This is a genomic window from Streptomyces indicus, from assembly GCF_900100315.1.
GTDB classification, from domain to species: Bacteria; Actinomycetota; Actinomycetes; order Streptomycetales; family Streptomycetaceae; genus Streptomyces; species Streptomyces indicus.
In genome coordinates, this window is the sequence record NZ_FNFF01000010.1 from 187353 (window position 1) to 211336 (window position 23984).

12 protein-coding genes are annotated in these 23984 nt (G+C 72.7%); 8 read left to right on the forward strand and 4 right to left on the reverse strand.

Annotation, left to right across the window (positions count from 1 at the left end; genetic code table 11):
- Positions 1-4 precede the first annotated feature (4 nt).
- From BLT97_RS24045 to BLT97_RS24070, 6 genes are all read left to right on the forward strand, one after another.
- Positions 5-859 carry a class I SAM-dependent methyltransferase gene (locus BLT97_RS24045; protein WP_093613583.1) on the forward strand — a complete coding sequence of 285 codons (855 nt, stop codon included), beginning with the start codon at positions 5-7 and terminating at the stop codon, positions 857-859.
- A 38-nt stretch (positions 860-897) separates the two neighbouring features.
- Positions 898-3309: a bifunctional glycosyltransferase/CDP-glycerol:glycerophosphate glycerophosphotransferase gene (locus BLT97_RS24050; RefSeq protein WP_093613585.1), complete on the forward strand. Its 2412-nt coding sequence runs from the start codon at positions 898-900 to the stop codon at positions 3307-3309.
- 62 nt (positions 3310-3371) lie between these two features.
- Positions 3372-5123, forward strand: coding sequence for an arabinofuranosyltransferase AftB family protein (locus BLT97_RS24055; RefSeq protein ID WP_143041372.1), 1752 nt, complete (start codon positions 3372-3374; stop codon positions 5121-5123).
- A 68-nt stretch (positions 5124-5191) separates the two neighbouring features.
- Entirely contained in the window at positions 5192-7432 is a 2241-nt protein-coding gene (locus BLT97_RS24060) for a bifunctional glycosyltransferase/CDP-glycerol:glycerophosphate glycerophosphotransferase (protein WP_093613589.1), read from the forward strand.
- A complete protein-coding gene (locus BLT97_RS24065; RefSeq protein ID WP_093613591.1) occupies positions 7429-9159 on the forward strand; it encodes a hypothetical protein in 1731 nt (576 codons plus the stop codon). Before BLT97_RS24060 ends, BLT97_RS24065 begins: the two co-directional genes overlap by 4 nt.
- A gap of 70 nt (positions 9160-9229) precedes the next feature.
- Positions 9230-10171, forward strand: coding sequence for a L,D-transpeptidase family protein (locus BLT97_RS24070; protein ID WP_093613593.1), 942 nt, complete (start codon positions 9230-9232; stop codon positions 10169-10171).
- Between the two features lie 103 nt (positions 10172-10274).
- On the opposite strand, the gene BLT97_RS24075 is transcribed toward BLT97_RS24070, so the two are convergent.
- Both BLT97_RS24075 and BLT97_RS24080 read right to left on the reverse strand, forming a co-directional pair.
- Positions 10275-11609, reverse strand: coding sequence for a UDP-glucose dehydrogenase family protein (locus tag BLT97_RS24075; RefSeq protein ID WP_093613595.1), 1335 nt, complete (start codon positions 11607-11609; stop codon positions 10275-10277).
- A 35-nt stretch (positions 11610-11644) separates the two neighbouring features.
- The gene (locus BLT97_RS24080; RefSeq protein WP_107407034.1) at positions 11645-12433 is read right to left on the reverse strand and encodes a class I SAM-dependent methyltransferase; all 789 of its coding nucleotides are present in this window, start codon (positions 12431-12433) and stop codon (positions 11645-11647) included.
- A gap of 364 nt (positions 12434-12797) precedes the next feature.
- Between BLT97_RS24080 and BLT97_RS24085 the strand changes: the two genes are divergently transcribed.
- A complete protein-coding gene (locus BLT97_RS24085) occupies positions 12798-14132 on the forward strand; it encodes a capsule biosynthesis protein CapZ (RefSeq protein WP_245769516.1) in 1335 nt (444 codons plus the stop codon).
- A gap of 105 nt (positions 14133-14237) precedes the next feature.
- Here the strand turns inward: BLT97_RS24085 and BLT97_RS24090 are convergent, their stop codons facing one another.
- A complete protein-coding gene (locus BLT97_RS24090) occupies positions 14238-17864 on the reverse strand; it encodes a bifunctional glycosyltransferase/CDP-glycerol:glycerophosphate glycerophosphotransferase (protein ID WP_093613599.1) in 3627 nt (1208 codons plus the stop codon).
- Positions 17865-18021: 157 nt separating this feature from the next.
- Positions 18022-20100 carry a bifunctional glycosyltransferase/CDP-glycerol:glycerophosphate glycerophosphotransferase gene (locus BLT97_RS24095; protein ID WP_093613601.1) on the reverse strand — a complete coding sequence of 693 codons (2079 nt, stop codon included), beginning with the start codon at positions 20098-20100 and terminating at the stop codon, positions 18022-18024.
- A 242-nt stretch (positions 20101-20342) separates the two neighbouring features.
- Here BLT97_RS24095 and BLT97_RS24100 point away from each other — a divergent pair, with 242 nt between their 5' ends.
- Entirely contained in the window at positions 20343-23858 is a 3516-nt protein-coding gene (locus tag BLT97_RS24100) for a bifunctional glycosyltransferase/CDP-glycerol:glycerophosphate glycerophosphotransferase (protein ID WP_093613603.1), read from the forward strand.
- Positions 23859-23984: the final 126 nt, after the last annotated feature.

The following is a 23984-nucleotide window of genomic DNA, read 5'->3' on the forward strand; positions in this document are numbered from 1 at the left end:
TCCGATGCAGCAAGCCCCGCACGACCCCGCCACTCTGCCCCGTCCCACCAGCCTCTCCGAGGTCAAGGGCTGGTTCCACGCCCCTGATCAGGTCCTCTTCGACTGGTTCCTGACCCGCCAGCTCGAGCGCGGCCAGACGGGTGATCTGCTCGAGATCGGCGCGTATCTCGGCAAGAGCGCCATCTTCATGGGCCGCTATCTGCGCGAGGACGAGCGGTTCACGGTCTGCGACCTCTTCGACTCCCCCGCCGAGGACGACGCGAACAGCGCCGAGATGAACCGCTCGTACGCCACCCTCACGCGCCGCGCCTTCGAGGCCAACTACCTGTCGTTCCACGACGCGTTGCCGCAGATCGTGCAGGGCCCGTCGTCGGTGATCACCGAGCACGTCGAGCCGGGCACCTGCCGCTTCGTCCATGTGGACGCCTCGCACTTGTACGAGCACGTGCACGGCGACATCGCCGCGTCGCGCGAACTGATCGGCGAGGACGGCATCCTGGTGCTCGACGACTTCCGCGCCGAGCACTGCCCGGGCGTCGCCGCCGCCACCTGGGGCGCGGTCGCCACCACCGGGCTGCGCCCGCTGTGCATCACGGCCACGAAGTTCTACGGGACCTGGGGCGCCTACGACGAGGTGCACGCGGACCTCGCGCAGATGCTCGCCGGGCGCGACGACATGTGGCACGGCGCGGAGAACGTGGCCGGCGACCCCATGATCCGGATCAGCGGCAAGAAGGCGCGGCTGCCCGAGCAGCCCGTGTCACGCCATGCCGCCGCCGCGTCCCCCTGCGTCCCCGTCCCGTCGTCCCCGGCGCGGCGGACCGGGCGCGGTCTGCGGGGGCTGCTGCGCCGCGGCTGAGCCGCACACCACCCGCGTCATCCCGAGGAGAGGCACCGTTGTCCCGTTTCAGCGTCATCGTCCCCACCCACGAGGTCGCCGGCCGGCTCGCCGACTGCCTCGACTCGGTGCTCGCGCAGTCCTGCGCGGACTTCGAACTGCTCGCGGTGGTGGGCGAACCGGACGGGCCGGGCGCCGAGCTCGTGGCCGAGTACGCAAGGCGGGACGCACGGATCCGCGTGCTGCACTCCCCGCCGGGAGCGGGACTGGCGGGAGCGCGCAACGCCGGACTTGCCGCCGCCCGGGGCGAGTTCGTGCTGTTCCTCGACGGGGACGACACGTTCGTACCCGGTGCGTTTGAGGCGGTCGACGAGCGGCTCGCGGCGACCGGTGAGCCCGATCTGCTGCTCTTCGACCACGAGCGGACGCACTGGTTCGAGGGTGCGCAGGGCCCGGCGCTCGGGTGGCTGTGGCGGGGTGCTCCGGAGGGCGCGTTCGAACTCGCGCGGCACGCGGTGCTGCCCGACGTGCGGGTGCCGGCGTGGAGCGGCGCGTACCGCCGGGAGTTCGTCCGGCGGGCCGGGCTCACCTTCGCCGCGGGATGGTTCACCGACCTGCCGTGGAGTGTGCTCGCCGCGCTCCGGGCCGAGCGGATCGCGGTGCTCGACCGGGTCTGCGTACGCCATCTGCTGCGCCGCCAGGGTGCGCGCACCGAGGCGCCCGGCCTGCACCACCTCGAACTCCTCGAACGGGTGGACGAGTTGCTCGCCGAGGTGGCCGGGATGGAACTGCCGTCCGCGCTGCACGCCGCGGTGTTCCGGCGGGTGATGGATGAGGTGGGCGCGACCGCGGGCTCGCCGTCCCGGCTGCCCTCGCGCGCGGACCGCCGGCGGTTCGCCCGGCGGGCCGGCCGGCTGTACCGCCGCCACCGCCCTGCCGGGTTCGTGCGGCCGGGCGGGGCGGCGGGGCGGCGGCATGCGCTGCTCGCGGCCGGACTGTGCGCGGCGTACGGCGGGCTGGTGGCCGCGGGCGCCCGGGCCGCGCGGCCGGTGCGGTGGCTCCGGGTGCGGGCGGCGCGCGCCAAGGCACGCCTGACGCACCCGTACCGGCGCTTCCTCAGGCGGCCGGTGGACGAGAACCTGGCGGTCTACAGCGCGTACTGGGGCCGCGGCTACACCTGCAACCCCGCCGCCGTGCACGGCGCGGCCCGCCGCCTGGCCCCGCACGTCAGCTCGGTGTTCCTCGTGGCGCCGGGCCATGAGGCACCCATGCCCGAGGACGTCGAGCCGGTGGTCATCGGCAGCCGCCGCTACTGGGAGGTCATGGCGACCGCCAAGTACACCTTCAACAACGTCAACTTCGAGCCGCGCGTGCGCAAGCGGCCCGGCACCGTGCACGTCCAGACCCAGCACGGCACGCCGCTGAAGCTGATGGGCGTGGACCAAGCGGGCCACCCCGCCTCGGCCGCCGCGGCGGGACCGCTCGACAAGCTGGTCACGCGGGTGGGGCGCTGGGACTTCAACCTCTCCGCCAACCGCCACTCCACGGAGGTCTGGGAGCGCGCCTATCCGGGCTCGTACGAGAGCCTCGACGTCGGCTATCCGCGCAACGACGCCTTCTACACGGCCACCGCCGAGGACGTGGTGGCGCTGCGCCGGCGGTTCGGCATCCCCGACGAGAAGATCGCCCTCCTGTACGCGCCCACGCACCGCGACCACCGCACGGGCTTCGCCTCCCAGCTGGACCTGGCGGAGTTCTGCGCGGCGCTCGGCGAGGAGTTCGTGGTGCTGCTGCGCGCGCACCACTTGTACGAGGGGTCGGCGGGGCTCGAACAGGCCCTGCGCTCCGGCACGTTGATCGACCTCACCGCGCACCGCTCCCCGGAGGAGGTCTGCCTCGCCGCGGACGCGCTCATCACGGACTACTCGTCGATCATGTTCGACTACGCCAACCTCGACCGGCCGATCGTGATCTACGCGGACGACTGGGAGGTCTACCGCGAGACCCGCGGCGTCTACTTCGACCTGCTCGCCGAGCCGCCCGGCTGTGTGGCGCGTACGGCCGAGGAGCTGGCCGAGGTGTTCCGCAGCGGTGCGTGGGAGGGCGCGGACGCGGACCGGCTGCGCGCCGCGTTCCGCGCACGGTTCTGCGACTTCGACGACGGTCTGGCCGCCGCGCGGGTGGTGCGCCGGGTGATGCTGGGGCAGCCGGCCGGCGAACTGCCGCCGGTCGTGCCGCTGTCGCGCCGGGTCCCCGCGCCCGCGCCGCCGCGCAGGGCTTCGGCGGCGGGGCGGGCGGCCGGGGGGACGGTCGTCCGGGAGGCGGTGGTCCAGCAGACGTTGCACCAACAGGCGGCCGTCCAGCAGACGCTGGACCAACAGGCCGCCGTCCAGCAGACGGTGATCCCGAAGCCGGCGGACCGGGAGGCTTCCGACCGTGAGGCTTCGGAGCGGGGGGCGTCCGCGCGATGAATCCGGTACGCACCTCCCCCGTATCCTCACCCGCCGGCCCCCGGGACGAGGCGGCCGGCCCGGTGCGCACTCCGGCCGTACCCGCTGCGCGCCGCCCCGCCGAACCCGCGCCGGAGCCCTCCCGCACGCGCGGACACCGCCACTGGAGCCTGCTGCTCGTCGTGGTGCTCCCCGCCGTCGCGATCGGCCTGCTCGGCCACCACCGCCGCTGGGTCGGCGACGACGCGCTGATCTACACCCGGGCCGTGCGTCAGATCCTCGCGGGGAACGGCCCGGTCCTGAACCTCGGGGAGCGCGCGGAGAGTTCGACCGGCACGCTGTGGCAGTGGCTGGTCGCGCTCGGCGGCCTGCTCACCTCCGCCGACCCCGCGCTGGTCGCGGTGGCCCTCGGCCTGGTCACGACCGTGGCGGGCTGGCTGCTCGCGGGCGACGCGGCCCGCCGTCTCTTTCCCGGCCGCGCGCGGCTCCTGCCGGTCGGCGCCCTGGTCCTGCTCCCGGTGCCCGCCGTCTGGGACTACGCGACCTCCGGTCTGGAGACCGGCCTGGCCACGTGCTGGCTCGCCGCCTGCTGGTGGCTCCTCGTCCGGGCGTACCGGAGCACCTCTCCGTCGTACGCCCAACTCCTTTGCACTGCCGTGGTGTTCGGGCTCGGGCCGCTGGTCCGCCCCGACCTGGCGCTGGTCACCGGCGTGTTCCTCGTCGTCGGATACGCGCTGCTGCGCCCCCGGCCGCGGCGCGCCCTCGGGCTCGGCGCCGCGGCTCTCGCCCTGCCGCTCGCGTACGAGATCTTCCGGGCCGGCTACTACGGGGTGCTCGTGCCGCTGCCCGGCCTGACGAAGGAGGCCTCGCAGGCGGTGTGGCTGCGCGGACTCGCGTACGCCTGGAACTTCGTCGGGCCCTACCACCTGTGGACCCCCGCCCTCCTGCTCCTGGCACTGCTCCCGCTCGCGCGCAAGGCCGCCGCCTCCCGGCGCGCCCTGCTGCTCGCCGCGGCCCCCGTCGTCTCCGGGCTGCTCTGCCTGGTCTATGTGGTGCGCGTCGGCGGCGACTTCATGCACGCGCGGATGCTGCTGCCGGGTCTGTTCCTGGTGCTGCTGCCGCTGTGGGCGCTGCCGCTGTCACGGCGGGTGGCGGCGACGGCCGGCGGCCTCGGGGTGTGGGCCTGCTGCTGTCTGCTGCTGTGGCGGGCACCGGCGGAGTCGGCCCACTTCCAGGTGTACGACCAGCACTTGGGCTATCAGCGGATCACCGGGGTGCGGCACCCCACCGAACAGCGCGACCACCGCGTGGCCGGGAACCCGTACGACGCGCAGGTCAGGCGGGCCGCGGCCGGCGGCCGGCCGACGCTGGTGATCGAGACCGGGTTCAACCGGTCGTACCGGCTGCTGCCGCTCTCCGAACGGTTCGGCGCCCCTGTCGCCGGCACCCGCGTCATGCTCGGCCACGGAGGTCTGGTGGTGCCGCTCGACGGTCTGGCCGTCGACCCGCAGGGCCTGTCGTATCCGCTCGCGGCCCATGTCGAACGCACCCGCATCGGCAAGGCGGGCCACGACAAACGTCTGCCGGAGGCCTGGATCATCGCCGACTACACCGATCCGGGCACCGCACTGCCGCCCGGTGTGGACGCCTCGGCCGTGGCCGCCGCGCGGCGGGCGCTGTCCTGCGGTCCGCTCGCCGAGCTCCAGGACTCGGTGCGCGCACCGCTGACCTTCGACCGCTTCCTGCGCAACCTGACCGGCTCCTGGCAGCGGACCTCCTTCCGCTTCCCGGCCGATCCTCACGAGGCCGAGGCCGCGCTGTGCCCCCGCCGGTGAGCGCCGGGCCTCCCTGAGCCGCCCTCGCGCATCCTCCGTCCCGCCCGCCCCGACCCATGGAAGACCCCGTGCCCCGCTTCAGCGTCATCGTCCCCGTCTTCGAGGTGCAGGGCTTCCTGCGCGGCTGCCTCGACTCGATCCTCGGCCAGTCGTTCACGGACCTCGAGGTCATCGCGGTGGACGACTGCTCGCCGGACGACTGCGGCGCGATCCTGGACGCCTACGCGGCCCGCGACAAGCGGGTACGCGTGGTGCGCACGGCCGCGCACGCGGGCCCAGGACCGGCCCGTGACACGGGCGTCGCCGAGGCCTGCGGGGACTATCTGCTCTTCCTCGACGGCGACGACAGCTTCACCCCGGGCGCGCTCGCGGCGATCGACGAGCGGCTGCGCCTCACGGGCGACCCCGACGTGCTGCTCTTCGACCACCTGCCCACGCACTGGGCCGGGTTCGACCGCCCGTCCGCCCGGGCCGGCCTGCTCGCCGCCGCGGGCCGCGACACCACCGACCTCCCGGGCAGCCCCCAGTACCTCCAACTGCCTCTGGTCGCCTGGAACAAGGCGTACCGCCGGGAGTTCTTCCGTGACGGCGGATTCGCGTTCGGGGCCGGTCTGTACGAGGGCGTCGCGGTCTCGTGCCATGTGCTGGCCGCCGCGCGGCGGATCGCCTGCCTCGACCGGATCTGCGTGTACGTCGAGCAGCGGCGCAAGGGGGCGCTCTCGCGCACCCCGGGCCGCGCGCACTTCGCCCTCTTCGCGCAGTACGACCGCCTGTTCGCCCTCCTCGACGAGCGCCCCGGCCTCGCGCCGCTCCGGCCGCTGCTCTTCGAGCGGGCGGTCCAGCACTGCCTCGCGACGCTGACGCGGCCCGACCGGGTGCTGCCGCGGCACCGCGCGGAGTTCCACCGCGAGCTCGTACGCTTCCACCGGCGCCACAAGCCCGCCGGCTTCCGGCCACCACCGCAGGACGCGTCACGGTGGCATCTGCTCGCCCTCGGCTCGTACCCCCTCTTCCGCGCCCACACGCTGGTCACGACTCAACAGGCCGTGCTTGTACGGCACTTGGCCCGGCTGCGCGACAGGGCGGCGGGCGTCCTGCGGCGGGCGGTGGCCCGGTTCCACCGGCTGCGCCCGCTCGACCCTCACCTCGTCGTGTACGCGGCCTCCGGACACCGCGGCGTGCTCGGGGACCCCGCGGCCATCCACCGCGCGGCACGCACCATGGCACCGCACCTCCGCGCGGTGTGGGTGGTGGACCCGCAGCACGCGGGACAGGTGCCCGAGGGCGTCGACCACGTGCGCCCCGGCTCCCTGCGCCACCTCCAAGTGGCCGTGAGGGCCACGTACTTCGTCAACAACGTCAACTGGCCGGACGACCTGGTCAAGCGGCCCGGCCAGATCCACCTCCACACCGGCGACGGCACCCCGCTCACCTCCACGGGCCTCGACCTGCTCGGCCGGCCGGCCTGCACCTTCCACACGGATGTCCGCCGACTGCTCGACGGAGCGGACCGGTGGGACCACGCCCTGGTCTCCAGCCGGTACGCCGAGCGGATCCTGGCCCGCGCCTATCCGTGCCGGTTCTCCGTGCTGCGCAGCGGTGCGCCCCGCAACGACGTGCTCGTGCGCGGCGACGAAGAGCGCGCCGCCTCCGTACGGGCACGGCTCGGCATCCCGGCCGGCAACACCGTGCTCCTGTACGCGCCCACCCGGCGCGACCACCGCACGTGGTACGTGCCGCGCCTGGACTTCGAGCAGCTGGCAATGGAGCTCGGCCCGCGCCGCACCCTGCTCGTCCGGCTGCACCCGCAGTACCTCAAGGACCCGGTGCGCAGGCTCCAGTTGCGCGATCTGCACCGCCGCGGCCTGCTCGTGGACGTCACGGACGAGCCCGCGGCCGAGGACCTCATGGCGGCCTCGGACCTGCTCGTGACCGACTACTCCTCCCTGATGTTCGACTACGCCCTGCTCGACCGCCCGATCGTCGTGCACGCCGACGACTGGGAGGCGGTCCGGGCCTCCCGCGGCGCCTACGTCGATCTGCTCGCCGAGCCGCCCGGTCATGTCACGCGCAGCACCGCCGAGTTGGCGGACCTGATCACGTCGGGCCGCTGGCGCGACGAGGTGTCGGCCGCGCGGCGGGCCGCGTTCCGGGAGAAGTTCTGCACGTACGAGGACGGGCGGGCGGCCGAGCGTGTGGTGGCGCGGGTTTTCCTCGGCCGCGACCACGGGCCGGTCACCATCCCGCCGCAGTCCACCCGTGTCGCACCCGCCGAATCGATGGCCGGTGCACGGAAAATCCTGGAATGATCACGACGACCTCCGCAGTTCCCGGACAGTCCCAGCGCAGAGCCGGCCGGCTCGTGGACCGCCCGGAGCCAGGTCGCCGGTGGCCCGAGGCCCTGGCCGTCGCCGCGGGCACGCTCCTGATCACCTGGCAGGGCTCGCGGCTCGGGCGCTGGATCGTGGACGACGCAGCGATCACCTTCGCCTACGCGCGCAGCATCGACGAGGGCCACGGGCCCGTGCAGCAGCCGGGCGCCGAGCCGGTCGAGGGCTACTCCAACCCGGCCTGGCTGGCGCTCCTCGTGGTCGGCCGCAGGCTCGGCCTGTTCGACCGCGGCGCCTGGTTCGGCGTGCCCGACCTGGTGCTCTTCCCGAAGCTGCTCGCCGTCCTGTGCGCGGCCGGGATCCTGCTCGCGACCGCCGCCGCGGCGCGCCCCCTCGTCACCCGCGTGTGGGCGGCGACCGGACTCGCCGGCGTCCTGCTGGCGGCCAACTCCTCGTTCGTGGCATGGATGTTCTCCGGTCTGGAGAACCCGCTCTACGCGCTGCTCGCCGCCGTGCTCGCGGCCGTCCTCGTGCGCGCGGTCGCCCAGGACACCCTCCTGACCCGCCGCACCGCCGTCACCTGCGGGCTGCTCGCTCTGGGCGCCGCGCTGACCCGGCCCGACGGCGCGGTGCTCGCGGGCGCCTATCCGCTGCTGCTGCTCACCCGGCTGCGCCGCCCCGCACTGCCGGGCCTGCTGCGGGCCGCGGCGTACGGCATCGGCGCCTTCGTCCTGCCGTACGCCCTGTTCCTCGTGCTGCGTCGCGCCGAGTTCGGGCGGTGGGTGCCCAACACGGCGGTGGCCAAGGCGCAGCAGCTGCCCGACCTCGCGGCCTTCGCCCGGACCTCCGGCGAACTGCTCTCCTTCACCGGGTGGCCGGTCGTGCTGCTCACGGTGGCCGTGTGCGCCGTGGCGGCGACCCGGCCCGGGCGTCCCGGACCGGCGGTCCTGGCCGCGGTCCTGGTGCCCCTCGGTCTGACGCTGTTCGCGTTCGGCGTCCTGGATCCGGACTGGATGGGCCTGTACCGGTTCGCGACCCCCGTGTGGGCGCTGGGCACGATGGCCCTGGCACTCGCGACCGTGGCGCTGGCCGACCGGTCCGCGCCGCGCCGCCGGGTGTTGCTCGCGGCCGCCGTCGCAGCGAGCACGGTGTTCTCAGTCGTCGCCCAGAAGGAGTCCGCCGACGCCTTCCGTGACAAGCCGACGCTCTCCCTGTGCACGGTCGTCAAGCGGCACGGTGTGCTCTTCAACGAGCAGGCCGACCGGCTCGGCATCGGCGACGCCTCCCTGCTGACCCCGAGCCTCGGCGGCACCCTGCTCACCAGCAAGCTGAAGGTCCACGACCTCGCGGGCCTGACCGAGCCGCGGATCGCCGACTACCTGGCGGCCGGAGACATCAAGGGCCTTCAGACGTACGCCCTCGACGAACTGCGCCCGACCTTCGTGCACGCCACCGACGCCTGGGCGGAAAAGACCGGCATGAAAAAGTCGCTCCTGACCGCCAAGGGCTACCTCCCGCTCTACCGCACGTCCGACGGCGGCGGCGCCTGGGTGCGCGCGGAGGCCGTACGGCGTCCCGAGCAGCTGCCCGCCGCCCGCGCCTGGACCCGGCAGGTGCTGCCCACCGCCGTCTCACCCGGGGAGCGACAGGAGTGCGGGACGCAGCTGACGCCGGGGCTGACCGCAGCCGGGGCGCACTGGTCCTGACTGCCTCCGTCCGGGGGAGGCGGCCGCGCCACTCCCCCGGACCGGCGCCCGGCGCGGCTTTCCTGATCGCATGATCAGCTCCATGAAACGGCGCGGTATCGCGCTGGCCCTGGCGGTGGCGGCGGGACTGCCCGCCGCGCCCGCGGTGGCCGACCCCGCGCCTCCCGCCCCCGACCCCGCCGGCTCGGCCGCGGTCTCCGAAGCCGATGTGCTCGCGCCCGGCATGACCCAGCTGTGGCCGCTGCCCGGTGCGCAGCGCCTCGTACCGGGTCTCCCGCAGAAGCCCGCCGTGCCGGACACACCGGACCAGGCGCTGCCGCCGCAGGTGTACCGGCCGAGCGCGGCCGAGGAGGCCGTGGAGCCCGTGGCGCCCGCGCCCGCCGCGGAGGCACCCGTCGAGTACGTGCCTGCCACGGAGGCGGCCCGGGCGCCGGCCTGCACCGCGAGCACCGGCCCGTACCAGAAGCAGGTCGAGCGCTGGCTGAAGCTGAAGGCGGACGGACGGCAGTCACCGGCCGACTGCCGTGCCATCAAGGCCTTCCAGCAGAAGCAGGGCATCCGCCCCGCGATCGGCTTCGCCGGGCCCGTCACCTACGCACGCGTCCGCCAGCTGCACGCCGCCAAGTACCCCGAGAGCCTCTGCCCGAAGCGCAAGGGCCGCGTGGCGTGCGTGGATCTGCGACGGCAGCTGATGTGGGTGACGAAGGGCGGCAAGCGCGTGTTCGGCCCGGTGCCGATCCGCACCGGGCGCCCCGGGTACGCCACCCGCACCGGCTGGCACAAGATCTACTGGCGGCACAAGAACCACTACTCGACGCTGTACGAGGCGCCCATGCCGTACAGCCAGTTCTTCAGCGGCGGCCAGGCCTTCCACGGCATCTACGGCAGCGTCTACCGGCCGCCGGGTTCGCACGGCTGCGTCAACATGACGTTCGGGGACGCGAAGAAGCTGTGGGCCGTGCTCAGGTCGGGTGACCAGGTGTACGTGTGGGGGCAGAAGCCGCGGGGTTAGCGCCGGGCGGAGCTGCGGTACGGTGGGCAGCAACTAAGGCCCGTGGTCCGGGAGTTGTCGCTCACGGACCACGGGCCTCGCCGTGCCGGTGCCGCCCCGCAGCTCAGGCCTGCGGACGCCGCACCGGACGGCCCAGCTGCCACACCGACCAGCCCGCCACGGTCCAGTCGACCGGGTCCACGACCGTGCGGATGTCCACCAGGCGCGGGGCGGCCACCGCGCGGGCGGCGGCGGCCGGGAGCCCGGGCTCCTTGCTGAACTGCGGCCACTCCGTGGCGAGCACCGTGACATCGGCCCCTGCCAGGGCCTCGTCCAGGGTGTCGGCGTAGCTGTGCTCGGGGTGGGCGCGCCGCGCGTTCTCCAGCGCCTCCGGGTCATACACGACCGGCTGGGCGCCCAACGCCCGCAGCCGGTCGGCCAGTTCGAGCGCGGGCGAGTTGCGGATGTCGCTGGTGCCCGCCTTGAACGCGGCACCGAGGAAGGCGATCCGCGCACCGGCCACACGGCCTTCGAGCGTCTCCTCCACGAGCGCCACCGCCGCTTCCACCCGGCCGCGGTTGACGCCCTCGACCGCCTCCAGGAGCGCGACCGCGCGGGTCGCCCCGATCTCCCCGAGGCGGTGCGCGAAGGCCCGCACGTCCTTGGGCAGACAGCCCCCGCCGTATCCGATACCGGGCCGCATGCCCGCGTGGCCGATCCGGTGGTCGATGCCGATGGCGTGCGCGACGCTGCGCACGTCGGCGCCGGCGAGGGTGCACACCTCGGCCATCGCGTTGATGAAGGAGATCTTGGTGGCGAGGAAGGAGTTGGCCGCGGACTTGATGACCTCGGCCGTGGCCGGGTCGGTGACGATCAGCTCCACGTCCCCGCGGGCCAGGATCGGCGCGTACACCGCCTCGATCGCCTTCTGCGCCTCGGCGCCGGAGACGCCCGCCACGATGCGGTCGGGGTAGAGCGTGTCCTCGACCGCGTGCCCCTCCCGCAGGAACTCCGGGTTCCATACGAGATCCACGCCCTCGACGGCGTGCTCCGCCAGGATCCGCTCCAGGCGCGCCACCGTCCCCACCGTCACCGTCGACTTGCCGACGACGGTGCAGGGGCGGGTGAGCAGCGGGGCGAGCGAGCCGACCGCGTCGACCACCTGCCCCATGTCGTACCCCTGCCCGTCGGCGCTCAGCGGGGTGCCGACGGCGATGAAGTGGAGGTCGGCGAACTCGGCGGCCTCCCGGAGGTCGCCGGTGAACCGGAGCCGGCCGGTGGGAACGTGGGCGCCGAGCAGCTCGTCGAGTCCCCGCTCGTAGAAGGGGCCGCGCCCGCTCTGCAGGGTCTTGCAGGTGGACGGGTCGAGTTCGACACCGATGACCTCGTGCCCGAGTTCCGCCATCGCGGCGGCGTGCGGGGCTCCGAGGTGGCCGCAGCCGATCACCGAGATACGCATTGCTGTCCTGTTCCTTGGCCGTCGGGGAGGGGTGATCAGTCGAGCTGGAGCACGGTGGAGCGCGCCACGTCCTTGACGTGGGAGACGCGCCGGTCGAAGGCGCCTTCGGCCGTCCACATCTTGATGATGTCGCGCTCGTCCTTGCGGTTGGTGTCGTCGAGCACGACCAACGCGCCCTTGCCGAGGCGGGAGATGAGCTGCGGCAGTGCGGGGTAGCGGGCGAGGGAGGCGGTCGGGCGCGGCGGGCCGTCGATGAAGAGCAGGTCGACGTCGGCCACGTCGCCGAGGCCCGACAGGTCGTACCAGGGCTGCCGGCCGAGGCCGGCGACCTCGGTGTCGACCAGGGGCGCGTCGACGACGGTGGCCCACTTGTCCAGGCCGTGGTCGACGAGGCGCTGCCGCGTCACCTCGGCGTACTCCTTGTCGTGTTCGACCGAGGTGACATGCCCCGCGCCGCACCGGCGGAGCGCGGCCGCCGTCCACAGCGTGGAGGCTCCCGAGCCGCATTCGAGCATGGTGCGCCGCCCGGGCCGGCCCATCACCTCGTCGACGATGAACAGGACCGTCGGCGCGATCGCGGCCCAGTTGGCGCCGAGCACCGGCATCGGCATGTCGCTGTCGATGAGGTGGTGGTAGCGGCGCACCAGCTCGGCCACCACGTACGGCTGGTGCTCAAGGTCCTTGCGGATCGCGGTGATGGCTGCGGTGAGCGTCTTGGTCTGCTGCTGGAGCGACTTGATGATCTTGTCGGTTTCGGCGTTGCCCGGGGCGGACTGCGCCGGCACGACGACCTTCGGCTTCGTGGCGGACTTGAAGAGTTTCACGTGGTCTCCAGCAGGGGAACGGGCGGGACATTCACTGTTCCCCTCAACGACACCGGTGCAGTGTTGGTTATTCATGCGACCGAACTCGCCGCACTTCAAGCGCCTTTGGAAAGAATCCGTTCACTGCACACCCGGGGAACGCACCCGTTCCCTTCACCACGTCAACCCAACTCTCCTGAAAATCCACCCGGTTCGGCGCCGGGCCGACCGGTTTGCGGGACCTCGTGGCTTTCCGGCCGTTCATTCGTTGATACGGCAAGAGCAGCCGGAGGAGCCAGGCCGGAAGAGCAACGGGCCGCCCCGGCAAACGAGTTCGAGAGAGTGCGCGGACGCTCCGCGGGGCGTTCCGGGAGCAGGAGTGAGAATGACAGCCGGTGCCATCGACCATGCGGGCTTCGTGCCCGCGCCGGAGTCCGCCGACGCCTTGCGCTCGGAAGTGGCGCGGCTCTCGCGGCGCGTAGCCCTGCTGGAGGCGGAGAGCCGCCGGCCGGCCGGGCCGCCCACCCTGGAGGAGTTCCTCCAGCCGATCCGCAGGGCCAAGGAGGCCTGGGAGCTGCGCCGTTCATCGGGGCAGCCGGTGCAGAAGACCGTCAAGGTGGTGCAGCCCATCGGCATGACCCTGCCGGCCGGCTCCGCGCTGCGCCGTGAGCCGCCGCGCGATCCCGCCGACCGCCAGGCCGACTACCTCGAGAAGTACGACAGCCGGACGCTGTTCTACGACGCGTTCCGGCACGGCGAGGACGTGTGGCTCTCGGGGCCGCCGCTGAACAATCTGCGCGAGGAACTCGAGAAGGCCGACTGGCGCGTGGACGGGGTCGACGTCCGCGGATCCGTGTCGCTCAGCGACTGGGGTCGCACCCAGCGCTCGCGCATCGTCGGCGCCGGCTCCGGGCGGCACCTGTCCCTGGACCTGGGGGACGAGAAATTCAGCGCGGTGATCGCCCCCGACGATTCCGAACTCTTCGCGGGCCAGCGCACGATCATCACGAAATCCAAGGACAACGATCTCGTCTGGATCAAGGATTTCCTGCACTATTATCACATCGTGCACGGCGTGACCGGCGTGGTGTTCTACGACAACAACTCCACGAAGTACTCGCCGCGTGACGTCGCCGACGCGATTTCCTCCGTGGACGGCATCACCACCGCCGTCATCGTCGCCTGGAATTACCCGTGGGGGCCGAATGCCGGCCCGAACAACGTCTGGGATTCGGACTACTGCCAGTACTCCCTCATGGAGCACGGGCGTTTCCGCTATCTGTCCCGGGCGGCCGGGGTCATCAACGCCGACATCGACGAGCTGGTCCTCACCAACGACGCCCGGCCCGTCTTCGACCATGTGGCGGAGTCGGAGGTCGGCGCGGTCACGTACGCGGGGCACTGGATCGCGAAGGCCACGCCCGAGCCCATGAACCCGGCGCGGCAGCGGCGGTTCGTCGACTACCGGCACCGTTCCAAGGGCACGACCACGGTGAAGTGGACGGTCCTGCCGCACATGCTGGACCCCCGGACCACGCAGTGGCGGGTGCACAGCGTCGTGGGTGCGGGCTCCGAGCGCAGCGAGGAGATCCACCACCGCCACTACCAGGGCGTGAACAACGGCTGGAAGTACAACCGGAGCGAAGGCGTGGCCAAGCCGGGCACGCACACCTACGACGTGCGGATGTCGCACGTCCTGGACATCGTCTTCGGCACCTGACCGGTCCGCCGGGCGCATCGCCCGTAAGGCGAGAACCGCCCCGGCCCCCTCTCCAGGAGGGGGCCGGGGCGGTTCTCGTGCTGCGGCCGTGGCGGCCTCGGGCAGCTACCGGCCGCCGCCGAGTTCCAGCATCCGCTCCGCCACCCGCTTCGACGCGAGCCCGTCGCCGAAGTCGCAGAAGCGCCGCCGGAACTGCCCGTACGACTCGGCATACTTCTCCTGCACGCTGTCGATGTCCCGTACCGCCTGGAGCACTTCTCCCGAGGTGGTGAGCAGCGGGCCCGGGGCCTCCGCCTCGAAGTCGAAGTAGAAGCCGCGCAGCGTGTCGCGGTAGTGCTCCAGGTCGTAGGTGAAGAAGAGCATCGGGCGGCCGGTGTGCGCGTAGTCGAACATCACCGAGGAGTAGTCGGTGATCATCAGGTCCGCGATCAGGTAGAGCTCGGAGATGTCGGGGTACTCCGAGACGTCGTACACGAAGCCGTCCCCCGCGCCGGGCACCGAGTCCACAGCGTTGGAGTGCCGGCGCACCAGCAGCACGTGGTCGGCGCCGAGGCGCTCGCGGGCCTCCTGGAGGTCCAGCCGCAGATCGAACCGGAACCGGCCCTTGCCGTGCGACTGGTCGTCGCGCCAGGTCGGCGCGTACAGGACGACCTTTTTGTCCTGCGGCACACCGAGGAGCCGCTTCACGCGGGCGGCCTGCTGGTCGCGGTCGGGGGCGTACAGCACGTCGTTGCGCGGGTAGCCGGACTCCAGGATCTCCCCCTCGAAGCCGAAGGCGCGCTTGAGGATGGGGGTGCTGAAGCGGTTCGCGGAGACGAGCAGGCTCCAGTTCCTGGTCTCGCGCGGCAGCCGCTCCAGATAGCCGGGGTCGAACTTCGGGGCGGCGATGTCCAGGCCGATCTTCTTCAGCATGGTGCCGTGCCAGGTCTGCACGATCACCTGGCCCTCGCGCCGCTCGATCCAGTCGGGCAGATGGGCGTTGGTGACGATGTAGCGGCAGGTGGCGAGCGCCTCGTACCACTCCTTGCCCCACAGCCGTACGGGGGTCAGCTCCGGCGGCAGGTCCACCTGGCCGTCGCGCACCACCCACAGGTGCTCCAACTCCGGCCTGGTGCGGGACAGTTCGGCGTACATCGCCTTCGGGCTGTCGGAGTACTGCTTGCCGTTGTAGCTCACGTACAGGACGGCGTCGCGCAGCGGCTTCGTCTCGCGGCTGACGCGGTAGACCCCGCGGCGCATCTGCCGGCCGCGGTACGGGCCCTCCTCCTCGGGGGCCAGGTGCGAGTAGCAGTACAGGTTGGGGTAGTCGGGCCCCTGGGTCTCCAGGGCGTACCGGCGGCCGCGCACCTCGGTGGACGCGGGGCACTCCGCCGCCACCAGCCGGTCCACCTTGAAGGGCATGTTCATCACGAGGCCTGTGGCCGGGTCGCAGGAGCGCAGCCAGAAGTCCCAGCGGCCGGACTGCAGCGGCAGGACTCCGGACAGGCCGGGGTGCGCGGACGGATTGAAGGCCGTGCGGAAGGCGCCGTCGGCGTCGACCTCCAGGGGCAGCACCTTCTCGGCGCTGCCGCCCCACATGCGTACGACGAGTTCCGGTTCGTGCAGGACGGCGCTGATGGTGCCCGCCATCGTCAGCTCGCCGTCCTCGCCCCAGCGCGCCTCGGTGACCACGGCCCGTCCGGTGCGGCCCCAGATCTGGAGATAGCCGTCGTTGCCGCCGGTGACGGCGATCTCGCTGGGCACGGGCCCGCGTTCGCGGACGGCCTCGCGCAGCCGCTCGGGCAGCGGCCAGTGGCCGTCGCGCAGGTCCTCGGCGACGACCACGTGGTGGCGGCTGCCGCGGCCCTGGTCGTCCTGGATCCGGATCCGGACCTCCCAGCCGCGCTTGTTGGGCTTGGGGTCGTCGGCACGGCCCGCGGCGCGCTCGGCGGAGGTGACGGCGGGCGGCAGGAACGCCACGTCGTCCACGGGCACCCGCGCCGAGAACGGCCGCCGGCCCGCCGGACCGGCCTCGCCGAGCCGCATCTCGTACGGGCGAACCGTGGAGTCGCTCATGCAGTCCAGTTCGAGGCGGACGGTGTGGCCCTGCGGCAGCGCGGTCCGCAGCTCGCCCTCCACCACGACGGCCTCGTCCTCGACGCGCACCGCGTGCACGGTGGCCCGCACCTTCTCGATCCGGATGCGGAAGCTGCGGTCCTGGGTGATGGGCAGCATCCGGTGCTCGTCGTCCAGCCACCGGTACGGCGCGTGTCCCGCCTGCACGTTGTGGCTGGCGGCGAGCCGCGCCTTGCCGAGCCGGCCCGCCGTGAAGGCACCGAGACCCACCCGCCAGACACCCTCGCGCCAGCCGCTCCTGCCGCGCAGCCGCTCGGGGTCGATGGTGAAGCTGAAGCCCGCCCAGTCGTAGTTGTGGCGCCTGGTGCCGGACGCGTTGGAGCGCTCGGGGCGGTACGTGGAGCGCACCGGCAGCAGCAGGGCGCGCCTGGAGTCCTTCTCCTTGAGCACCGCGAGCCGCTTCGCCCGGTTGGGCTTCGACGGGCCGACGCGCGGGACCCAGGCGTCCCCGGACACGACAAGCCGCCCGTCCTGCCACTCGGCGGTCCGCAGCGGGGCCTGGAGGCGCAGCTGCGAGGGGTGGATCCGGGTGGCCCAGCGGGGCAGCCGGGGGCTCGCCTCCAGGTCGGTGAGCTGCACGTGCCGGCGCCGCAGTCCGCGGGTCTTGTACGGGTCCCGCACCGCTTCCGCGGCGAGCAGGTCGAGGACCTCCTTCTCGGCGCGGCGCTGCACGAGCAGCCACTTGATGCGCAGCTCCACCGTCAGGGACATCAGCGTCTCGCGGCTGACCCCCTCCAGGAAGGCGCAGGCCACGTCGAAGAACGCGGTCCGGAACTCCTCGTCGCCCTGGGGCAGCACACGGAGGAAGATCAGGGCGTCGCTCAACAGCGCGCTGCGGTCGTAGAGATGCTTGAGCTGCGCGTCACCGGGCCGCTGCGCGAGGAACCGGCTGACGGTGGTGACCCCGGCGAGCCGGTCGCGCACCGCCTTCGGCTCGGTGCGGCGCTGGGTGATGGACGGCGCCGACCCGCCCTCGCGCTCGCGCCACAGGTAGACGGGCGTCATGAGGACGTCGACCGAGGAGGCGAGGCAGTGCGCCGGCACGATGACGGGGGTGTCCTCGTACAACACGCCTTCGGGGAACCGGAGTTCATGCTTCTTCCAGAACTCCGTACGGAAGAGCTTGTTGCAGGCGATGCGGTCGCTGAGGAGCTCCGTCTCCTTGGAGACGTGCGTGCGCTCGCGGTCGCGCTGGGCGTGATAGCGGTGCATCGGGGACTGCGTGGTGCCACGGGAGTTGAGGCGCAACACGTTGCCCGTGGCGAAGTCGGAGCCGGTCTTCTCCAGGCTGCCGACGAGGATGTCGCAGGCCTCCGGGGTCAGCGCGTCGTCGCTGTCGACGAAGATCAGGTAGCAGCTGTCCGGCGAGATGGCGTCCACCCCGACGTTCCTGGCCTTGCCGAGTCCGCCGTTGGGCTGGCGGATGAGCCGGAATCTGTCGTCCCGCCGCGCGAACTGCTCGGCGATGTCGCCCGAACCGTCTGTCGACCCGTCGTCCACCATGACGATCTCGATGTCCTGGAGGGTCTGCCGGGCCAGGGAGTCCAGGCATTCGGCGAGGTATTCGGCCACATTGTAAATGGGCACGATGATCGAGACAGTCGGCTTGCGCTCCATGCACCGATCAACCTCTCGTTCGCCTCCCGGTCACCCACCGTCCTCCGTTTGGAGCAAAGTGCGTCGCACGAAATGATCAACGCAGGAGCGGGAGTTACCGGCTGCGGGCGGGAGCGATGGCTCAACTCCCTTTCCGCGTCGGCCCGTCGGCTGCGCCTCACACCCCGAACAGCACCCGCACCACCCGCTCCGCCGCCCGCCCGTCCTCGTACGGGCAGAAGCGCGCGCGGAACGCCTCGCGCAGCTTGGCCGTCTCCTCCGTGTCCCAACTGCCGTCCCGCAGCAGCGAGATGAGGTCGTCCTCGGTGGTCGCCACCGCGCCGGGGGTCTCTCCGGGCAGGCCCGAGAGGAGGTCGAAGTAGGTGCCGCGTGCGAGGCGGTAGGCCTGCCAGTCGGGGGCGTACGTGATGATCGGGCGGTCCAGGCAGGCGTAGTCGAACATCAGGGACGAGTAGTCCGTGATCAGCGCGTCGGAGGCGCGGCACAGGTCCTCGACCCGGGGGTGGCCGGTGACGTCGAGGATCTGCGGGTGGCCGGCGAGGTCGGCGGAGGCGCCGTAGAAGTAGTGGGCGCGGACCAGGACCACGTACGCGGGGCCGAGCGCGCGCACCAGGCGCAGCAGGTCGAGCCGGGGCAGGAAGCCCTTCTGGTAGTCGCGGTGCGTGGGGGCGTAGAGCAGCACCTTGCGCTCCGGGCCGCCCTCGACGCCGAGTTCGCGGCGGATGCGCGTCGTGTCCTCGGCCGTCGAGGCGAAGTACACGTCGTTGCGCGGGTAGCCCAGCTCCAGGGCCTGGTACGAGGACGGGTAGACGCGCTCCCAGACCTCCGTGGAGTGCGGGTTGGCGGAGAGGCTGTAGTCCCACTGGTCGGTGTGGTCGAGGACCTTCTGGAAGCTGATGCCGTGGGTGCCCGCGGGGTAGCGGCGCTGGTCGAGGCCCATCTTCTTGAGCGGGGTGCCGTGGTGGGTCTGGAGGTAGACCTGGCCGGGGCGTTTGACGAAACCGCCGGGGAAGGAGGCGTTGTTGATCAGGTACGTGGCGCGTGCCATGGCCTGCCAGTAGCGGCGCGAGCCCTCGATCACGTACGGCATCCCGGCGGGGACCTTGTCGCGGTGGCGGCTGCTGACCACCCAGACGCCCTTGATGTGCGGGGCGAGTTCGCGGGCCTTCTCGTAGATCGCGAGCGGGTTGCAGGCGGGGGTGCGGTTCCAGTAGGCGCTGTAGACCGCGAGGTTGGGGTCGAGGGAGCGGCGGCGGTCCAGGCGGTAGGCGAGCTTCATGACCCGGGCGCGCAGCCGCTTCTTGTGGCGGGCGAGGGCCGAACGGGCCGCGCGGACCCGGCCGCCCGCGGCCCGCAGGGTCTCGAAGGCGGTGTACGAGCCGGTGGCGAGGGCGCGCGCGGCGTCCCCGGCCGGCTCGTGGCCCTCGGGCCGGTACGTGCGCGAGAGCCGGGCCGCGGCGCGGAAGAAGTCGGCCCGGTCGGCCGGGCGGATCCGGCCCGCGTCGCCGAGCACGGCGAGCAAGTGGTCGACGGCGTACGGGAAGAGGCGCGGCCCGAACGGGGAGTCCAGGAGCCGCTCGTAGCGCTCGGTGATCGCGAAGTGCGCACGTCCCGGCGAGGTGGAGTGGCTGCCGCCGCGGCGCCGGCGCCAGCGGACGCAGACCCGGTCGAGCATGCGCAGCCGGTCGCCCGCGAGCAGGGTCGCGCGGTGCACGGGGACCACGTCCTCGTACGGGCCGTCGTCGAAGCGCAGGGTGTGCGTGATCCAGAACGAGCGGCGGACGACGCGGTTCCAGGCCGCGGGCGTCATCGCGAGCGGGTCGGCGCCCGCGGACAGGTCGTCGCCGCCCGGGCGCACGGTGTCCCACCAGTCGACTGTGTCGTGTCCGAAGAGCAGGACGTCCGCCATCACGTCGAGGGCGTCGTCGATCGCGTCGAGCGCGCCGGGCAGGAGCAGGTCGTCGCCGTCGAGGAAGAGCAGGAACTCGCCGGTCGCCTGCGCCACGCCCTCGTTGCGCGCGGCGCCGGTGCCGCTGTGGCGTGGAAGGCGGACGAGACGGACCCGTTGATCACGTTCCGCATATTCCGCGGCGATCGCCGCCGAGGCGTCGGGCGAGCAGTCGTCGACGACGATCAGCTCGAAGTCCCTGAAGGACTGGGCGAGGACGGACTCCAGGCATTCCCGCAGGTAACCCTGGACGCGGTAGGCGGGCACGACAACGGAGAAACGGACCATGCCTCACGACGGTAGCCACCGGCGGGGGCGGTGTCGAAGACCTGACAGGCCGTTGCGGAAAGGTTCCGCTTGGCAGGTGTGGGGCGGCTCGGGGTCTGCGGTGTGCCTAATACGACAACAGACGTCCCGCCGATCACTCGTTATAGGGAATCGGCCATGGGGTGTTGACGCGAAAGGGGCGAGATAGGGCAAAGAGGGCGGATGGCATCACCTGTCTCGCTCTGCGCAGAAAGGCCCGCCCCGTGCACTCCAGCTCCGCCTCCCCCCGGCCCACCGACCGCCCCCGCCTGACCGTCGTCGTCCCGATCTACAACGTCGAGGACTACCTCGAGGAATGCCTGCGCTCGATCGCGGGCCAGACCCTCAGGAGCCTCGACGTGATCCTCGTCGACGACGGCTCCACCGACGACAGCCCGCGGATCGCCCGCGCGTTCGCCGCCCGCGACGGGCGCTTCCGGTATGTGCGGCAGGACAACGCGGGCCTGAGCGCCGCCCGCAACACGGGCGTGCGCGCGTCGGATCCGCAGGTGGAGTTCCTGACCTTCGTGGACAGCGACGACATCGTGCCGCACGACGCGTACGAGCGGATGACCGCGAGCCTCGACGCCTCGGGCTCGGACTTCGCCACCGGCAACGTCTGGCGCCTCAACGAGCGCGGCCGGCAGCAGGCCTGGCAGTACAAGTGGCTCACGAAGGACCGCACCCGCACCCACATCACCCGCGATCCCGAACTGCTCGCGGACCGCGTGGCCTGGAACAAGGTGTTCCGGCGCGCCTTCTGGGACGCGCACGCGTTCACCTTCCCCGAGGGCAGGCTCTACGAGGACACCCCGGTGATGATCCCGGCGCACTTCCTCGCCGGGGCCGTCGACGTCCTGACCGAGCACGTCTACTACTGGCGGGTGCGCGAGGGTTCGATCACCCGGCGCCGCACGGAGGTCAAGGGCGTACGCGACCGCATCGCCGCCTGCGACAGCGTGAGCCGCTTCCTCGCCGAGCGCTTCCCGCAGCACAAGCGGACGTACGACCTGTCGTGCCTGCGCGACGACTTCGTCTACTTCCTCGAAGGCCTGCCGATGGGCGGGCCCGAGTACCGCGCGGCCTTCCTCGCCGACACGGCCGCCTTCCTCGGGCGCGCCGACGCCTCGCTGACCGACGGCCTGCCGGTGGACCTGCGGATCAAGTGGCAGCTCGTACGCGAGGGCCGCACCGCCGAACTCATCGAGCTGCTCGCGTACGAGCAGCGCAACAAGACCGTCTTCGAGGTGCGCGGAGGCCTGCGCAAGCGCGCCGTGTACCCGGGCGTCGAGGGCGTACCGCGCCGCGCCTCCCGGCTCGGGCGGCGCGAACTCCCGGTCGTGGCGCGGGTGAGCGAGGCCCGCTTCGGCGCCGACGGCAAGCTGCGGATCAGCGGATACGCGTACGTCCGCAACGTCGAGGCGACCCGCCCCGGCCACTCCGTCAAGGCGGGCCTGCTCAAGTCCGCGCAGAGCCGCGTGCAGCTGCGGCGGGTGCCCACACGGACGGTGCCGGGCCCGGCTGCCACCGTCGACTCGGGCCAGGAGCTGCACTGTTACGACTACGCGGGCTTCGAGATGACCGTCGACCCCGAGCAGCTGAAGACCGGCGGCCGGTGGCGGCCCGGCAACTGGCTGCTCGGCGTGGTGGTGGCCGGGCACGGCATGGTGCGGCGTGCGGCCGTGCGCGCGCTCGACGGCGCGGCCGCGCAGTCCGTGGTCCGCGAACTCGGCGACGGGCTTCGCCTGGTGCTCGGCTACTCGCAGGGCCGGCTCGTGCTGCGCGTCCAGGAGTACGCGGCCCGGGTCGAGTCCCACGAGCGCGACGGCGAGGACCTGCTCCTGCACGGGCGGCTGCACCACGGGACGCGGCCGGAGCAGCTGCGCCTGGCGCACAAGGAGCACACGTACGACTATCCGCTGGAGCGGACCGGCGACAGGTTCACGGTGCGGGTGCCGCTCGCGGATCTGGAGCAGGTGCCGCCCACGCCGCACCGCGCGCCCAAGGAGGTCGAGCCGCAGCACGGCGACCGCTGGTCGGCCAACCTCGTCCTGCCCGGCGGCGCCCTCAAGTCCCTTGCCGCGAGCGCGAGTCTGCCGCCCGGCCGGTACGCCACCGGACGTGCCCGGTACGCGGTCGGGCGCGAGGTGTGCGCCACCGCCAACGACAACGGGCAGCTGGTCGTGGAGCTCACCCGGCAGCCCGTCGCGGACGTGGCGCGGTGGCGGGACGAGGGCGTCCTGGTCATCGAGGGCACGGCCGCGCAGGACAGCTGGGGCCCGGCCGAGCTCGTGCTGCGGCACAGCGCGGACCTCACCGAGGTGACGGTGCCGCTGGAGCGGTCGGCCGGCCGCTTCCGCGCCACGCTCGTCCCGGCCACCGCGCACGGCGGACGCCCGCTGCCCGAGGGCCGCTGGTACCTCTTCCTGCGCGAGCGGAACGAGGCGGGCGACGGCGTCCCGGTCCGCGTGCTCGCCTCGCTCGGGACGGATCTGCCGGCCGTACGGGAGTGCGACGGGCGCGAGTTCACCGTGGACCGGCGCTTCGGCGACCGGCTGCTCATCGCCTCGGGTTCGGCCCTCGCGCCCGGGGACCGCGGCGCGTACCGCCGGCACAGGCTGCGCACCGCGCACTACCCCGCACAGCGCGCCCTGCCCCTGCGCGACGCGATCCTGTACACGGACGGCAAGGGCCTGGACGGCGGCTCACCCCGCGCGATCCACGAGGAACTCCTCGCGCGCGGAGCCGAGTTGGAGCACCTGTGGGTCACCTGCGACCAGCAGACCCAGGTGCCGCCCGCCGCGCGCGGGGTCGCCGAGGGCAGCCGGGAGTGGTACGAGGCGCTGGCCCGCAGCCGCGTGATCGTCACGTCCGGGCACCTGCCCGACTGGTTCGAGCGGCGCGAGGGCCAGCGGGTCGTGCAGACCTGGCACGGCACCCCGCTCAAGCGCGTGGGCCTCGACCTCACCGACACGCTCTACGCCGACCACTCCCACCTGGACGCGCTGCCGCGCCTGTCCGCGCAGTGGAGCGTGCTCGTCTCGCCCAGCCGCCACGCCACCTCCGTCCTGCCGCGCGCGCTCGCGTACGAGGGCGAGGTCCTGGAGGCGGGGTCGCCGCGCAACGACGTGCTGTTCGCGGCCGACCGCGCGAAGGTGGCCGACCGGGTGCGGGCCGAGCTCGGCCTCTCCCCCGAGGACGAGCGCCGCATCGTCCTGTACGCACCCACGTACCGCGACCACCTGATCCACTCCGGCGGCCGTTTCCGGCACGAAGAGACCCTGGACCTCCCGCAGTTGGAGCGCGCGCTCGGCGACGACCACCTGCTGCTCGTGCGCCGCCACCCCCGCGCGGCCGGCCGCCTCCCGGGCGCGAGCGCGACCTTCGTACGGGACGTGACCACGTACCCGGACGCGACCGAACTCCTGCTGTCCGCCGACGTGTTGATCACCGACTACTCGTCGCTGATGTTCGACTTCGCGCACACGGGCCGGCCGCTGCTCTTCCACACGTACGACCTGGAGCACTACCGCGACACGGTGCGCGGCTTCACCCTCGACTTCGAGGCGGCCGCACCGGGGCCGCTGCTCACCTCCACCGGCGAGATCGTCGAGGCGCTGCGCGACCTGGACGGGACGGCGGCGCGGCACGCGGACGCCTACGCCGCGTTCCGCCAGGCGTACGGCGACCTGGACGACGGCAAAGCGGCGGCGCGGGTCGCGGACTGGATCCTCGGGTGAGCCGGACGGAGTCCGGGGCGGCGGTGGGCCGGACGGAGCCCGAGGCGGCGATGAGCCGGACGGAATCCGGGCTGTCGGTGGGCCGGGACGATCCCGATCTCTCCGTGGGCCGGAGGGGAGCTGCTG

Coding starts and splice junctions, on each gene's coding strand:
- BLT97_RS24045 (WP_093613583.1), top strand. CDS start 5: ATGCAGCAAGCCCCGCACGACCCCGCCACTCTGCCCCGTCCCACCAGC.
- BLT97_RS24065 (WP_093613591.1), top strand. CDS start 7,429: ATGATCACGACGACCTCCGCAGTTCCCGGACAGTCCCAGCGCAGAGCC.
- BLT97_RS24070 (WP_093613593.1), top strand. CDS start 9,230: ATGATCAGCTCCATGAAACGGCGCGGTATCGCGCTGGCCCTGGCGGTG.
- BLT97_RS24075 (WP_093613595.1), bottom strand. CDS start 11,609: ATGCGTATCTCGGTGATCGGCTGCGGCCACCTCGGAGCCCCGCACGCC.
- BLT97_RS24085 (WP_245769516.1), top strand. CDS start 12,798: ATGACAGCCGGTGCCATCGACCATGCGGGCTTCGTGCCCGCGCCGGAG.
- BLT97_RS24090 (WP_093613599.1), bottom strand. CDS start 17,864: ATGGAGCGCAAGCCGACTGTCTCGATCATCGTGCCCATTTACAATGTG.
- BLT97_RS24095 (WP_093613601.1), bottom strand. CDS start 20,100: ATGGTCCGTTTCTCCGTTGTCGTGCCCGCCTACCGCGTCCAGGGTTAC.